The following is a 14,524-nucleotide window of genomic DNA, read 5'->3' as shown; positions in this document are numbered from 1 at the left end:
GCACTACGGTTTTGCGCCTTCAGGAGATACTTGAGGTGGGCTACCCAGTTTGAGCGGTGTTCCAACCGTAAGCGGCAGACTTGGAGAAGCGAGTACGATTTGATCGTTCTGATTTAGTCCGGATGTCACCTCGACTTGCTGTAAGCCTTGAAGTCCTAAAGCGATCAATTGTTTCTGTGCTTTCCCTTGAGCATCTTTTACCCAAACAAAGGGTGATGCTTCAGTGCGCTGAACTGCTTCAGGCGGAATTGCAACCACATTCTGCCGCTGGTCAGTGATCACCTCAACACTTACTAAGCTTCCGGGAATTAGTGAAGTGCTAGGACGATCAAGCATGACTCTGGCTTCAACTTTAGCCTGTTCATTGCCTAATCCACCAGAATTCATCCCTGTGTTACTGCTTTCGCCTTCTCTTGGAGAGGTTGCTTGCGGCGATAGACTGATGACTCTTCCCGTGAATGTTTTAGCGTCTGGTCCAATTACACTCACTTTTGCAGGCTGGTTGATCCGAACTTTCGCTGCATTCAGCGTCGTTAGTTGTAACTTCACAACTTCTTTTGCTGGATCGCCGATCGTCAGTAAATTGCTTTCAGTTTTCGTTCCGTCTCCGTTCTTCACGTTCACCTTCAACACCATGCCACTGATTGGAGCCGTAACAATACGATCGCTCAATTGCTGCTGCATCCCGATGAGTTTCTCTTGTCCTTTGCGGGTTTCAAGTTCAGACTTTTGCAGGTCAGTTTGAGAATCTTTGAACTCCGTGTTTGCTTTTTCTAATTCGTCTTGAAATCGCTGAAATTCGGAGCCAGAAATCGCGCCCTGGCGAAATACATTTTGTGCTGCTTGATACCTTCCCGTTGCTAGTTTAAGCCTCTGTTGAGCTTCGTCTACTTTGTCACGATTACGGGCAAGATCAAGCTGAAATTTGCCCGTTTCGACTTGCTGAGTTTGTAATTTGTCTTGAGTTTCACGATCACGCAAAATCAGCAATGCTTGTCCTTGCTGAACGCGGTCGCCTTCTTTCACATTGACTTGCTCAACAGTCACGTCGTGCGGCGATTTCAGGGTTTGTTGTCCACCAAGCTCAATCGTGCCACTTTCTGTCACGGTAAGTTCAACATTGCTCCTGGTTACGGGAACAAGGACAACGGGAACGGCTTCAGAAGGGCGATTGAAGAAGCGGCTGTATCCAAAGCTCGCAGTGCCAATGATACCCATAGCACCAAGCCCAATGCGCCAAGAAAATCGCCTTCTACCCTGCACAAATTTAGTCTTAGTGGGTGGAGATTGTTTCTCAGGTACTAAGTTCTCTGCTGGTCTAGCGTCTGTTGATTTGATATCTGTCATGGCTACCTTTGCCTAGCTTTTAATTTGTCTTTAACCTTTAGCTTTACTTCCTTTAACTTCCTACAGTTGACAGTTCGTATGATGGGTATCCATCATACAGAGCTTATAATTAAACTATCGTATGTGTACATACGATAGTTCAATTTAAGTAATAATCTAGAAGGCTAGAAGTTTTCTATTGTAAGAAATTAATACAAGTGTATGACCAAATAGATCACTATGTGCTTTGGTTAGAGCGTGCATCAGAGCAGACAATGCTCTCAAAATTTTCTCAGTCATTGGTATATAGAGTAAATTGGCAAGGATGAGTTGGTCAAATCCTATTAATGGAGTTTGCAGTTAGCGACGCACCGAAAATTCAATCAAGGTCAAGACTTCTAAGAATATAGTTCACTAAGGGCGGGTAATGAGAGCAATTGATAGACTCTGTATCTTATTTGAGTGACTGTAATTTCAACATTACCTTGAGTGGCTGGAACAACTATAAGCGACAGAATCAGCGGAACGTTTCAGAATGTATGTGCAGCCAAGCTAAGTATCAACTCCAAGGATACTAACTACGGCAATAGCAATGCGCTAGTCCAAGAAGCGGTAGATTTTAGAAACTCGTTTAATTGATAAATCCAAAACAGATTGACTGTCAGGAGTAGATTTTTCTTCCGGCTTAATATCCTTCGTCTCTTGCATAATCTTCCTACTCAATAGCCTTCGAGTCTCTATGTTTTCTAACATAATATTGACTACTTAGACTAGGTAGATTTTTTGCGTGATAGCAGAAAATCGATTTGAAATCCATGTTCTACAAGACTTTCAATTCCTCATTAATCAGAGGCTGAGATGCCTATCTATAAAACTTTTAATTGTTTCTTGAGATTAAAACGCAAGGTTTAATTAGTAAACACCCTACACTAAATAATTCATTTACTAGCATTTGTTTTTTGAGCCGCTTCTGCCTGAAAATTTGTCCTCTTTCAATACCTCAATCAGGTTGGGCAATCTTTGATGAACAAGTATCGATTGAGAAATTCCGTAGCTCAAATGGGTGATAGACAGAATTAACAAGCACAAGCTTTATTAGAGAAAAGTAGCAAATAAAGCAAATACTATTGCTAATTCTTATCAATACGATTCAACTTCTAGAAGAGCGAGAATTACAGTATATTTTTAGGGTCTTTAGTCAGGTTTACTAAGAATTAATTTTATGCGGCGGCTTTCCTAATGAGTTAGATTTTCAATATGAATCATTCAACAGGTAATGACGAGGGGTTGTGCTCTTCAAATGGTTCAGCACAACTAACTGTCCGCGAATGTGAAGTTCTTCAATTGATAGTTGCTGGAAAGAGTAATAAAGAAATTGCTTCTTGTTTAAATTTGGCAGAGCGTACAGTCAAATCGAATATCAGTTGTATTTTGCAAAAGCTGTGTGCCAATAATCGTGCTCATGCTGTGGCTATTGCTGTCAAGATAGGAGCAATAAAAATATAAGCTTTCGCGCGCTTTAAATGTTTTGTTGTGACAGTACTAGAGGGTGTTATGTACTTTTGTAGCACCCAAGCTAGAGAGGGAATTCAGCTCATATTAGTAATTTTGATAGATGATTGAAAGTAGCCCATAGAGCCAACTGTTTTCAAAGTGGATAACACCCTTTAGCAGATAAGAGCCGAAAATGAATGTGTAGCTAGCAATTCTCAAGTCAATTGCCAACAGCAGATTTTACTTGTCTTGAGATTACATTGACTATCGTGATTGCAAGAACGTTAATAAAGATATGATCTTTTGTACGTTGTTAGGCTTTTTTTCTTCCTATATTCTGTACTTCAGGTTGATTAAAGAAGCGATAGACACTTCTATCGAAATCTATCGAAAATCAACTCTTCGATAGTTAGTAACGATTAACAACATCTTGAAATTGGAGAACCAGTTATGTTACGCAGGAATTCATTGATTCCAACCACTGTGCGGCAAGAGTTTGATGTTCAAGACTTACCTGCACGCGCTACTGTCGTGAGCATGGTTGCGTTGAGTAGCATCTATGGTGGCGCTTGTCCCGCTGATGGAGTGGGTCAACCATGTAATGCAGTATTCGGTCCCAGCTGCCGCTGCCCAGGATTGACCTGTGTGCCATATAACATCTTTGTTGGTCCAGCAGGACGTTGCCTTCCTGGATAGATAGAGATTGACTTCTAAAAATCTCTCATTTTATTCTCCTAGATCTGGAAAATAAGAAGTTGAGGTTGCCAGGTAACCAGAAAGAATCTGGAATACTCTTACAAGCTAGCCAATATGTGTGATTTCACGACAAATCAGCATAGTCTATCCATAAGAGCATTACAGTGATTTTTCATTACCTGGCAGATCTAGCTACTAGTAGCATAGTTTGATCATTCTCCTGACAAACTAGGGGGTTGGTTCTCATCGCAAATTTGTTTACATACTATGGGGCAATTCTATGACGTTGCAGAGTTTGCAAGAACATGTAGGGCGAGAAGTTCCCGCTCTGGTCACTGTCAACGGCGATGCTTTTGACTTACGCGAAGCTCTTCGCCGTTTCATGTTTGATGATGTAGAAATTTATTTTGGCAGATTTATCATAGAATTGCTTGTTCGCCAATATGCCCTTCAAAACAACCTCAGCAACTCCACAGAAGAATTGCAGGTTGCATCCGACGAATTTCGCTATCATCTTGGGCTGGAATCTGTCGAGAAATTGAGGCATTGGTTGAGAGATAAACATCAAAATATCCTATCCCTCCAGAATCACCTTGATTACTATTTACTGCGTAACAAGGTTCGAGAAAGTATTCCTGACAGGGATGTTGAAGCTTATTTTGCTCAACATCAACTGGAGTTTGACCGAGCTGATCTCTACAGCATCCGTGTTAAGAATCAACAGATAGCTGAAGAACTCTACGCTAAAATCACCGAGGAAGATGAAAACTTTCATTTGCTGGCAATGCAACATTCTCTTGATGAGGAGAGCAAGCCAAAAGCAGGTTATGTTGGTAGAATGAGCCGCAACGAAGTGATTACTGAGATTGAAGCTGCCGTGTTTAATGCTCAGGCAGGAGACATTGTGGGTCCTACTAAAACTGAGCAAGGCTATAACCTGTTTAAGGTAGGTGCCATTTATCCAGCCAATCTGGAAGCAGAGCAAGACACTATTCGCACACTCCTGTTTAACAAGCTAGTTGCAAAAATGCGTATTGAGTCAAAAATTATCTATCCTATTTTTGAGGACCTGTGATGATTGCACACCTCAGCACCTTTGTTGTTGGTCTTGTCTTCCTTATTACAGGAATCGTTAAGGCACTCAATTCTCAATCTTTCATGGTCCAGCTCTTTCGATATGGGCTGTTTCCCCGAATCGTACTACCAAGTGCAATCGCATTTATCGGTCTGGAGTGCGCGTTAGGGACAGCATTAATCCTTCATGATTTCCCTCAGTGGCTAGTTCCTGGAACGATTGTTCTCATTCTGGCGCTCTCTGCACTCACAACTTGGTCCGTGTCCTCAGGGCGTACTGAAGATTGTGGCTGTTATAGCGGATTGTTCGTTATCACTCCTCAGAAAAGCATCTTGCTCAATCTCGCCTACATTCTGCTTTTAGACTTAGCTTGGCTTTACCCAACACCCGATTACCAAACGTACTCCTGGCAGTGGATCGTCACGCTCATCGCCTTGCCCATCGGTAGCCTCCTCGGTTGGCGATCGCGATCTAAACCACTGATAGACTTCTCACGACTCAAAGCTGGGAAACGCTGGTCTCCTCAATGGTTGAAAGACAATAACGCAAGCCTACAGCAAGGAACCCACTTTGTCGTCTTCCTCGGCAGAGACTGTCCTTATTGCAAACAATGGGTGCCCTTGCTGAATGTTATGAATACTCAGAAGGATCTACCCAGCGTTATCGGCATTATGTCCCTCAAACCTGAAGAAATCGAAGCCTTTAAGGTGCAACATCTGGTTCGCTTTCCTATTGTCCAAATGGATAGATTACTGTTCGGTTACTTAGTCGATAGCTTTCCCATTGCCGTACTGGTAAACGATGGAGTGATCGAGAATAAATGGCTTGGTGAAATTCCCAAAGAGTTTTTCAACCGAATCAAACAATTCTACCAGAGTACAGTCTTCTCTAAGTTGAATGTGCGTCAATTCAGCGGCTAGTATACTTATGAATGTTGAGCAGCAACTCCTGCAACATAGCCTCTTTAACTCCCTCCCACCAGCCGTAATTGATGGACTGGTGAAAAAGGCGATCTTAATTTCTTTCCAGTTGGGGGACATCATCCTTCGTGCTGGTGAGCCTGGAGAGGCGTTTTATCTGATTATCGCAGGCAAAGCGAGAGCAGTGACTTATGATGCTGTCAACCAACCCATCACACTGGCGATTCTTGGCATGAATGATAGCTTTGGGGAAGCATCTCTACTGTTTCAAGAGCCTGTTGAGTTCACGATTCGGGTAACTGAACCTCTCACACTTCTCAAGTTGAGAGCGACAGACTTTGAGTGGCTCGTGCGTCAGTTTCCTCACTTTCGGAAGGATTTAGAAGTTCGAGTCCACCAGCAAAGGGAATTGGCATTTCTTAGGAAACTTGAATCTTTCTCTGCTCTAAGCTTGCTAGAAAGCCAAGCGCTATTCCAATCCGTTGAAAAACTTCATGTAAAGTCAGGTGAACTTCTGTTTCAAGAAGGCGCGATCACCAATGCCGCTTTTATTATCCGTGAAGGGCGTATTGTCCTGATTAAAGAAGGCACAAATCAAATAGCTCTAGCCACCTTAAAAACAGGTGATCTTTGTGGTGAAACTGCCTTGCTGGGTCAATCCACATATTCAACAAGTGCCATTGCTCTTGAAGATGCCGTTGTTTGGTGTCTGGATCAATTGGTCTGTTCTCAACTGGTTGCCAATGCACAAGTCCGAGACTACATCACCCAACTTGCGAAACATCGTACTTTACAACAGCAGGCAGTTTTAGCGAGTCCACGTCCACTACATAAGGAACCTGACCCATTCTCCACGTTTCAGTTCAAGAAGGTCAAAGTTGGAGAAGGATGGTTTTCCCGTCACTACCTGTTTGTCCAAGTTGGAACACCGGTGCTCGCGGGAGTTGCTTGTCTTGCGCTGATTGATCGTCTTTATCAGCGACCGCGTAATCTGCAACTTATCATCCGCAAACAGCTTCAGAAAAATTGCCCTGACACGTTAGTGACCATTAGTCAGAAGGCGGAAGCATGGGGATACCTTACACGATTACTGTCCCTAAACGACCAACGGCTCTCGATGGTGATGCTTCCAGCCATAGTGGAAAGTCCTGAGGATCAGTTAGTGGTCATCCTGTCTGTTTCTCGTACGCAGGTCACGCTGGCAAATCCCTTGACTGGAATTAATCTCATTCCTAGACAGAAGTTTGTTCAATCCTGGAATGGCAAATTGCTGAATATCAGTTACATGCCAAATTTTGGCAATTTAGGCAGCCGCTCTAATCAAATTCTGCAACAGTTTCTACCCATGCTCCGTCCCTATGGACGAGTTCTGGTATGGATTGGCATCATCTCCCTAATCTTACAATTGTTGGGTTTAATTGCGCCTCTATTCACTCAAGTTACGATCGACAAAGTGCTTGCTTACAGCAACAGCTCTTTACTCCAACTCATGTTGCTCGGAATGCTAATCGTCACAGGTGTACAACTTGCAAGTGGTGCTTTGCGTGAAATATTGTTGGCACATGCTCTCAAACGCCTCAGTGTATCGATCACCATTCAGTTGTTTAATCATGTTCTCTCTCTACCCCCACAAATCCTCTCAAAATGGCGAGTTGGAGATTTCACGATTCGATTTGAGGAAAACGAAAGGCTACTGCAACTAGTGACCCAAAGCGGTTTCAAAATTATTGTTGATAGTTTAACGGTTCTTATTTATCTAGCGTTTCTCTTGAACCAAAATGCTCGACTGACAGGTGTGGCTATCTTGTTCGTTGCAATGTACGGATGCGTTCTGATTATCTCGGCACCGCTACTGCGTGCGAATAATCAGCGGGTGTTTGAATGTCGTCAGGAGGTAGCGTCTCATATGATTGAGGCAATCAGTGGGATCGAAACCATTAAAGCGGTCTCGACGGAAACCCTCTTTTTCAGGCGAGGAAGCACCCTGATGGGCAAAGCGTTAATGACAGAGTTCAAAGGTTCGCTGCTCGCATTCAATGTCAGCTTGATGGGTGATCTGATTCAACAAATTGGGACTGTCGTTATCCTGGCTTATGGCGCTAATCTCACAATCAAGGGTGCCTTGACAATTGGGGAACTGGTTGCATTTAACGCCATGCTGGGCTTGCTTTTGACACCTCTACAAAGTTTGATCGGGGTGTGGGATGACCTGCAAGAGATCCGGATTGCCTTCGAGCGGATTAACGATGTTTTGGTGATCCCGCCCGAACATCAGGACCGGACTGCTGTAATGCCGACGATTTCGGGTTCCGTAAGTCTCAAACAAGTTTGCTTTTGTTACGATGGCAGCGATCGCAATGTTCTATGCGATCTCAATTTAGAGGTGTCACCGGGTCAAAAAATCGCGATTGTGGGCAGAAGTGGCTCCGGAAAAACCACGCTAGCAAGACTATTAAGCAAGCTTTTGCAGCCCACGAGTGGCACTATTTTAGTAGATGGAATTGATATTCGTGATATTGAATTGTCTTCGTACCGCAATCAATTAGGCGTTGTCGAACAGAATGCTTTTCTATTCAATGGTACTATTCGAGAAAACATTGCGAAAGCTGATCCAACATCAGATTTAGAATGTGTTGTGCGAGCCTCTAAGCTAGCAGGTGCCCATGAATTCATCGAAAAATTGTCGATGGATTACGACACTCAAATTGGGGAACGTGGTATTACCCTGAGCGGCGGTCAACGACAGCGTCTCTCGATCGCGCGTGCCCTCTTAACCAATCCCCGTATCTTAATTCTGGATGAGCCTACTGCTTCACTCGACTCAGAATCAGAGCGAATAATCCAAGATAATTTAGAACGGCAAATGGCAAACCGAACCAGTTTTATCTTTGCCCATCGCTTAAGTACTATCTGTGCGGCTAACCTCATTTTGGTGTTGGATCAAGGACGGATTCTGGAGTGCGGTACCCACGCCCAATTAATAGACCAAGGTGGTTTATACGCTAGTTTGTACAGCAGGATATGAATTAAGATGGTGAAACAAGCTTCTCAAACAACTGCTTCAGTTTCAGAGCAAGATATTGCAACGCTAGATACATTTGCTCAAAAAGCGTTGCAGACGAACCAGCTATCGGAAGTCATGATGGTAGAACCTTCGCTCATGCAACGAGGTGCTATCTACTTCATGACCGCTGCTTTAGGAGCGATTTTGTGTTTACTCTACTTGGGGCGAGTTCCAGTTTGGGTGAGCGCACGAGGAAAAATCGTTCCAACGAAAACGACACCGCTTGTAGTAAAGGCAACTGTGCCAAACAAAGATATTGGCTTTATCAAGGTGGGTATGTTAGCACGAATCAAGGTTGATGCCTACCCATTCCAGCAATTTGGTAGTATTTCAGCTCAAGTGCAACAGATTACGCCTGACTCTAGTAACGAAGATAATTTTACTGTAACACTAGGCTTACTTCAAAACTCGATTAAAACTAACGAGCATTCAATACAGTTATTTTCAGGACTCACCGTTCAAGCAGAGGTTCAAACGAGAAATCAACGCTTATTCGATGTGCTATTAAGCAAATGAAAGAACACCCGTGATTGCCTAGCAAGCTGCCTTTGTATCGCATAGCAAGCTTCTGGAAGAATCGTAGCTAAAAACAGAGTTTCCCAGATAAGTTGTCATCTAGAACTTAGAAAAATACGAGGTCGGAGAACGTTGCAATGCAGGTCAGCTTTAAGAATCGCTTCGGCTGTTTTCCATTGATCTATCAGCAAAGCACAATGGACTGTGGTGCTGCCTGTTTAGCAACAATTTGTCGTTACTACGGAAAGCACGTCAGCCTCAACCGAATAAGAGAGTTGGCTCATGTTGGACAGTCAGGGTCTTCCATGCTCCATCTGCTAAAAGCAGCCAATACCTTGGGATATGAAACAGAAGCAATATTGGAAACCTACGACAATTTGGTTCAAAAGCCATTGCCTGCGATCGTGAACTGGCGAGGGTATCACTGGGTTGTCGTTTACAAAGCGAACGATAGAACTGTGAAAGTTGCCGATCCAGGGGAGGGGCTTCTGAACTTGTCCAAAGCGGATTTTCTGAAAGGCTGGACTCGTTACACGCTTTACTTGAAACCAACGGAAGTCATTAAGCAGATCGAAGAGTCAAAACCTACCTTGCAACAGTTTGTTCCCTATGTAAATTCATACAAATACTTAGTGCTGGAAATTGCTTTAGCATCATTGGTGATTCAATTGCTTGGACTGTGTTTGCCAATCTTGACTAAGTTTATTTTAGATAAAGTTGTTATCAATCAAACCTCGTACTGGCTTTTGTATAGCCTAATTGTTCTTTGTACAGTTGTTCTATTAAATGCCTATATCAGTTCTTGCCGTCAGCAACTTCTCTTGTTCGTTTCCATGCGAACAAATCTGCTGATGTTGACTGATTTTTATAAGCATTTGCTCTCCCTGCCCTTATGTTTTTTTGAAGCTCGTAAGGTTGGAGATGTTACGAGTCGGTTCGAGGAAACCCAAAAAATCACCAATTTTTTTACACACATTGGTTTGCAATCTTTCTTGAACGTGTTCTCTGCCATTCTGTATCTGGGACTCATGTTCTATTTAAATAGTGCACTCACACTCGTTGCCTGTTTCTTTTTGGCTTTACACCTCGTTAACCTATACTGGGTTACTCCTCAGATGCAGTATTCCTACCGGAATGTGTTTGAGAAGGGAGCAGATGCCCAAAGCTTTCTGATCGAATCCTTGAGTGGATTGGGCACTATCAAAACTTTGGGGATTGAGTACCCAACCCGTTGGCAGGCAGAAAATCTATATCTTCGTTCTACCAACGCCTATCTACGAACTATTCAACTGGGCATCGTTTCTAACTTGGCAAGCGGAGTCGTCAGTCATTTGAGTGACTCTGCTGTGCTGTTCTATGGAGCGATCATGGTGCTTCAGAGCCAGATGACCGTGGGAGAACTTGTTGCATTTACCCTATTGGCAAAAAGCTTTTCTGCTCCGGTTACTCAACTCGTTGGAATTTGGAACGTTTTTCAAGAAACCTTAAATGCTATTGAGCGGGTGAACGATGTGTTAGAGAGTAAACCCGAATTAAATGTCAAAGCCGCAAAAGAAAACATTAGATTGCCGAATCTACAAGGTCATGTCCAATTTGAGCGTCTGACATTTCGTTATGAATCTGATGGTCAGAGAAATGTCTTGCAAAATATTAGCTTAGAGGTGCAGCCGGGAGAGCGAATCGCGTTCGTCGGTCGCAGCGGCTCAGGTAAATCGACCCTAATCAAGCTACTGCTTGGTTTCTATCCCCCTTCCTTAGGCAAAATTTATCTAGACGGCTTTGATGTTGCTAAGGCTTGGCTACCTTCTCTTCGCTCCCAGATTGGTGTGGTCACCCAGCACAGTGATCTGTTTGAGGGCACCATTCGCGAAAACATTGCTTATGGAAATTCAGGATCCTCTTTGGACGAGATTATTGAGGCAGCAAAATGTGCGGCTGCTCACGAATTTATTAGTCAGTTACCTCAACAGTACGATACTATGCTCGCGGAGAAGGCAGAAAATCTCAGCGGGGGGCAACGTCAGCGGATTGCGCTTGCTCGTGCTCTGGTGAGAAAGCCACGCCTTCTCATTTTGGATGAGGCAACTTCAGCTCTAGATCACGAAACAGAAGCTCTAGTTCTTAAGAATTTAGATAACTTTTTTCACAATCTCACTATACTTTTTATTTCTCATCGACTCTCGACTGTCGCGACGGCAGATCGAATTGTAGTAATTGAAGGAGGCAATATTTTAGAACAAGGAACTCACGAACAACTGATCACAAAGCGGGGTCTCTATTATTACTTGAGTTCCCAGCAATTGCGAGAGGCATAAAGCTCTGGAGTGTCAGATGAAAAGCATCTTGGCGGTATGACATCTCTCAACCCTGCTCTGAAAAAGCATGTGTATTCTCACAACTTCGGGTTCAGACAAACGCGTTCTCTGCTACATTCGGGACATTTCATCGAGATTTCTCTTCTACTTCTTTAGGAGTAGAAATATAAAATTCATCCGCTAATTTACCAACACCTTAAATTACGGTGTAGGGAGTAGGTTGCATATTACCGTCTGAAGATACGTTGACGAAGTCGATTAGCAAACAGATTGACTTCTGGCAACTTTAGCTGAATCGCAATGAGGGCAAAGATGATTAGCCCAATCAAACCCGCCACACTCAGTTGAATTAGATGGGTCAGGAAGCTGGCTGGTCCTAAAAAGCGCTGAATGAAATTTGCAGATCCCCAAGCGGCTGCACCGGAAATACCGCTTGCGATCGTCAGCCCTAAAATCGGTAAGCTCCACTCACGCCAGGGTAAACCATTGAGCCTGCGATCAAGAAAGACCATTAACACAATCATCGAGATGAGATTGACGCAGACCGTTGCCAGTATGAGTCCAGGCGCACCGAGAAGATTGATTAACAAATAATCGAAGACCGCATTCAGAAAAATATTCACGATGCTAATGCGAAAGGGTGTATCTCCGTCGCCTAATGCATAGAAGACTCGAACTAAAACATCGCGACCCAAGTACACAAACATTCCGACGCTGTAAGCCATTAGAATAATAGCGGTAAGTTGGACATCGGATTGATTAAAAGCGTACCGTTCGTAAATGATACTAACGATCGGTTGTGCTAACGCAACCATTAAAGCACTCAATGGCAGCATTGCAACGGCGGTTAGAAGTAACCCTTGACGAATGCGCTGTTTGAGTTCATCCCAATTTTCTGGAGCGGCAAGGCGAGAAAAGATTGGCAGTAGCGGAACCAAAATTACGTTAGACAGAATTCCCAACGGAGTCTGCATCAGCAATCCAGCATACCCCATTGCTGAAACCGCCGCCTCAGCATTTTTTAGAAAGGACGCAAAGAATAGGTCTGTCCAGACATTAATCTGCAACATGCCGGATGAAAATGTAGCCGGACCCATCACTCTGAGAACTTCTTTCACTTCAGGGCGGCGAAAATCGAAGCGTAATCGTAAACCGCCGAGTCCCGATTTCCACTGTGCCGGAAGTTGAATCAACCATTGCAAAATTGCGCCGCTCAGCGTTCCCCAAGCGAGGACTTCACCGCCTAACATGGCATATTCCGGCTTGAGAATGTTGGCTCCGAGCACAAGGGTTAAGCCTCCTAATCCAACGATCAGCGCCGAACTTGATAACAATGGGCTAATCGATGGGAGCCAATATTGATCTGCTGCATTTAGCGTTCCAAAACCGATGCCGATTAGACCAGAAAGAAGCGCCATTGGAGCCATGATTTTAAGCTGAACGATCGCAATGTCCCGCGTTTGCTGAAGCACCTGCAACCGTTCAGGGGTTAACCCTTTTGCGGTGGCTTCTGCTGGAGAGATAAACAGTCCGGGAGCGGTCAGATGCATCAATGGTTCAGCAAAAACGATAATTCCGATCGTTAGCAGCAGCAGTAACCCACCCACTATGGTTGAAATCGTTTCGATAACGGGCGCAATTTCTTCGCGTTTGCGTTTGGCAAGAACACTGACAATCGCACTGTGAAACGGTCCATTAATGCCGCCCAACAGCACAAACAGAAAGCCGGGAATTACATAGGCAAAGTTATACGCTCCGGCTGCGGCTCCCGCTCCAAATGCCGCTGCAATCGCAACTTGGCGCACAAGTCCAAAAACTTTACTGATGAGCGTGGCGATCGCAACGATTCCGGCAATTCTGGTGAGGGAGCGTTTTGACTTAGAAGTTTCAGTCACAGTATCAATAGCAGAACAGCTTCACTGATTTAAGCATAAAGTCGAGCAGTCGTGCGGCTTTAGCCACGATCGCACTAGGGTTATCCAGTTGTTGAGTTGCCTCATTGCGTTGTGCGACTCGATGCTGTTTGAGGTTATTGAGTTCGGTGTATTCTGCGGTCGTGAACTTAATGTAATCGAGACTCCAATGATCCGCCCCCAGAGAATCTTTAATTACTCTTCGAGTTTGATCCATCAATCCCTGTTGCTGTTTCAAGGATGCTGATCCTCGATCTCTCCACTGTTGGCGAATCTGTTGATTCAATGCCTCAGCCTGTTTATGTCCTTGGGGTGTGTTTTGTAGTTTCTCGATCGCGTGAATCGGCTGTTTTAGTTGCTTGGCGCGATGAGCGGCGTTGAAGTTAAGAATGAGTGCCATGATTGAATCTCCAGAAGATTGTGATGTTTGGGTTAGAAGCCCCGATCGCCCTTGATTTGACCGGGGCACATTCCAGCGTTAGAAGTTTTGAGGGAACGCGATTTTATTGAGGATTTGAGCGGCGCGGGGGCGAGTGCAATTGCGGTTGATCGCGATCAGACCGATGGCGTGTTCGATCGTGAGTTGGTCATTCATGGAGAGGTTCACAAGTTTGAGGAGTTCAGCGGCATGATCAACGATCGCGGCTTCATCGGTTGAGAGTGAAGTAGAAGAAACTGATAACATAAAAAGACTCCTGTTCATGGGGTGGGCAATCGATGCGAGTGGAATTGGATCGATTGCCCTTTGGATATGTATATCATAGCGCAATCCGTATCAATATGCAAGTAATTGGAATATGCAAGCTAATTATGCATATACATCAAAACCCATACATAGCGGGCATTTCAGGCACTAAGCACAAATAGCAAGAGAAGAAAAGCGACTGATACAAATCGCTTATCATCCAATCCCCGCGAGTACTTATCCATAAGTAAAACTCAATAAAGATACGGATATCTATATCAATATTCAATAAAGCAGCTTATAATGATATAGATATCTAATAGTGTGGACAAGGGTACGATCGCGCCGTGAGCAACTACCAAACGCTGCAACCCTCTGCCTGTATAGCTTTCAGCGATCCCCGCCATTTCTATGAGTATGTATACGCGGTTGTTATCCATAAGTAATTTATATAGGAGCAGAATGATATGGATATCTTATAGGTATGGATGGGTTGACATAGGGATGCAAGTAAGTTCTG

General features: G+C 44.0%; 11 protein-coding genes. 7 read left to right on the top strand and 4 right to left on the bottom strand.

Annotated features, from left to right (window positions below; translation table 11 throughout):
* Positions 1-3: 3 nt before the first annotated feature.
* Positions 4-1,347 carry an efflux RND transporter periplasmic adaptor subunit gene (locus tag LEPBO_RS39595; protein ID WP_081614847.1) on the bottom strand — a complete coding sequence of 448 codons (1,344 nt, stop codon included), beginning with the start codon at positions 1,345-1,347 and terminating at the stop codon, positions 4-6.
* A 1,236-nt stretch (positions 1,348-2,583) separates the two neighbouring features.
* Between LEPBO_RS39595 and LEPBO_RS41480 the strand changes: the two genes are divergently transcribed.
* The 7 genes from LEPBO_RS41480 (at position 2,584) to LEPBO_RS39585 (ending at position 11,406) form a co-directional block, all read left to right on the top strand.
* Positions 2,584-2,832: a helix-turn-helix domain-containing protein gene (locus tag LEPBO_RS41480; protein WP_071596278.1), complete on the top strand. Its 249-nt coding sequence runs from the start codon at positions 2,584-2,586 to the stop codon at positions 2,830-2,832.
* Positions 2,833-3,270: 438 nt separating this feature from the next.
* Entirely contained in the window at positions 3,271-3,516 is a 246-nt protein-coding gene (locus LEPBO_RS0135300; RefSeq protein WP_026149169.1) for a hypothetical protein, read from the top strand.
* A gap of 280 nt (positions 3,517-3,796) precedes the next feature.
* Positions 3,797-4,591: a peptidylprolyl isomerase gene (locus LEPBO_RS0135295; protein ID WP_017292308.1), complete on the top strand. Its 795-nt coding sequence runs from the start codon at positions 3,797-3,799 to the stop codon at positions 4,589-4,591.
* Positions 4,591-5,511 (top strand): peroxiredoxin family protein, encoded by a 921-nt coding sequence (locus LEPBO_RS0135290; protein WP_017292307.1) that lies wholly within the window; start codon positions 4,591-4,593, stop codon positions 5,509-5,511. The genes LEPBO_RS0135295 and LEPBO_RS0135290 overlap by 1 nt, the downstream gene beginning before the upstream one ends.
* A gap of 7 nt (positions 5,512-5,518) precedes the next feature.
* A complete protein-coding gene (locus tag LEPBO_RS39590; RefSeq protein WP_017292306.1) occupies positions 5,519-8,536 on the top strand; it encodes a peptidase domain-containing ABC transporter in 3,018 nt (1,005 codons plus the stop codon).
* A gap of 6 nt (positions 8,537-8,542) precedes the next feature.
* On the top strand, positions 8,543-9,091 hold the full coding sequence (locus LEPBO_RS0135280) for an HlyD family efflux transporter periplasmic adaptor subunit (RefSeq protein WP_017292305.1): 549 nt from the start codon (positions 8,543-8,545) through the stop codon (positions 9,089-9,091).
* Positions 9,092-9,228: 137 nt separating this feature from the next.
* Positions 9,229-11,406 (top strand): peptidase domain-containing ABC transporter, encoded by a 2,178-nt coding sequence (locus LEPBO_RS39585; RefSeq protein ID WP_017292304.1) that lies wholly within the window; start codon positions 9,229-9,231, stop codon positions 11,404-11,406.
* A 227-nt stretch (positions 11,407-11,633) separates the two neighbouring features.
* Here the strand turns inward: LEPBO_RS39585 and murJ are convergent, their stop codons facing one another.
* The 3 genes from murJ to LEPBO_RS0135260 all read right to left on the bottom strand — a co-directional run bounded on the left by murJ (position 11,634) and on the right by LEPBO_RS0135260 (position 14,004).
* Positions 11,634-13,301, bottom strand: a complete 1,668-nt coding sequence (murJ, locus tag LEPBO_RS0135270) for a murein biosynthesis integral membrane protein MurJ (protein WP_017292303.1) — start codon at positions 13,299-13,301, stop codon at positions 11,634-11,636.
* Positions 13,302-13,305: 4 nt separating this feature from the next.
* Positions 13,306-13,719, bottom strand: a complete 414-nt coding sequence (locus LEPBO_RS0135265; RefSeq protein WP_017292302.1) for a hypothetical protein — start codon at positions 13,717-13,719, stop codon at positions 13,306-13,308.
* Between the two features lie 78 nt (positions 13,720-13,797).
* Positions 13,798-14,004, bottom strand: a complete 207-nt coding sequence (locus tag LEPBO_RS0135260) for a hypothetical protein (RefSeq protein ID WP_017292301.1) — start codon at positions 14,002-14,004, stop codon at positions 13,798-13,800.
* Positions 14,005-14,524: the final 520 nt, after the last annotated feature.

It is taken from the genome of Leptolyngbya boryana PCC 6306, from assembly GCF_000353285.1.
GTDB classification, from domain to species: domain Bacteria; phylum Cyanobacteriota; class Cyanobacteriia; order Leptolyngbyales; family Leptolyngbyaceae; genus Leptolyngbya; species Leptolyngbya boryana.
This window is presented reverse-complemented; position numbering and strand designations above follow the sequence as displayed.

What these genes read in the sequence shown, in the direction of transcription:
- LEPBO_RS0135295 (WP_017292308.1), top strand. Translation starts at nt 3,797, where the DNA reads ATGACGTTGCAGAGTTTGCAAGAACATGTAGGGCGAGAAGTTCCCGCT.
- LEPBO_RS0135260 (WP_017292301.1), bottom strand. Translation starts at nt 14,004, where the DNA reads ATGTTATCAGTTTCTTCTACTTCACTCTCAACCGATGAAGCCGCGATC.
- LEPBO_RS39585 (WP_017292304.1), top strand. Translation starts at nt 9,229, where the DNA reads ATGCAGGTCAGCTTTAAGAATCGCTTCGGCTGTTTTCCATTGATCTAT.
- LEPBO_RS0135300 (WP_026149169.1), top strand. Translation starts at nt 3,271, where the DNA reads ATGTTACGCAGGAATTCATTGATTCCAACCACTGTGCGGCAAGAGTTT.
- LEPBO_RS41480 (WP_071596278.1), top strand. Translation starts at nt 2,584, where the DNA reads ATGAATCATTCAACAGGTAATGACGAGGGGTTGTGCTCTTCAAATGGT.
- LEPBO_RS39590 (WP_017292306.1), top strand. Translation starts at nt 5,519, where the DNA reads ATGAATGTTGAGCAGCAACTCCTGCAACATAGCCTCTTTAACTCCCTC.
- LEPBO_RS39595 (WP_081614847.1), bottom strand. Translation starts at nt 1,347, where the DNA reads ATGACAGATATCAAATCAACAGACGCTAGACCAGCAGAGAACTTAGTA.
- LEPBO_RS0135265 (WP_017292302.1), bottom strand. Translation starts at nt 13,719, where the DNA reads ATGGCACTCATTCTTAACTTCAACGCCGCTCATCGCGCCAAGCAACTA.
- LEPBO_RS0135290 (WP_017292307.1), top strand. Translation starts at nt 4,591, where the DNA reads ATGATTGCACACCTCAGCACCTTTGTTGTTGGTCTTGTCTTCCTTATT.
- LEPBO_RS0135280 (WP_017292305.1), top strand. Translation starts at nt 8,543, where the DNA reads ATGGTGAAACAAGCTTCTCAAACAACTGCTTCAGTTTCAGAGCAAGAT.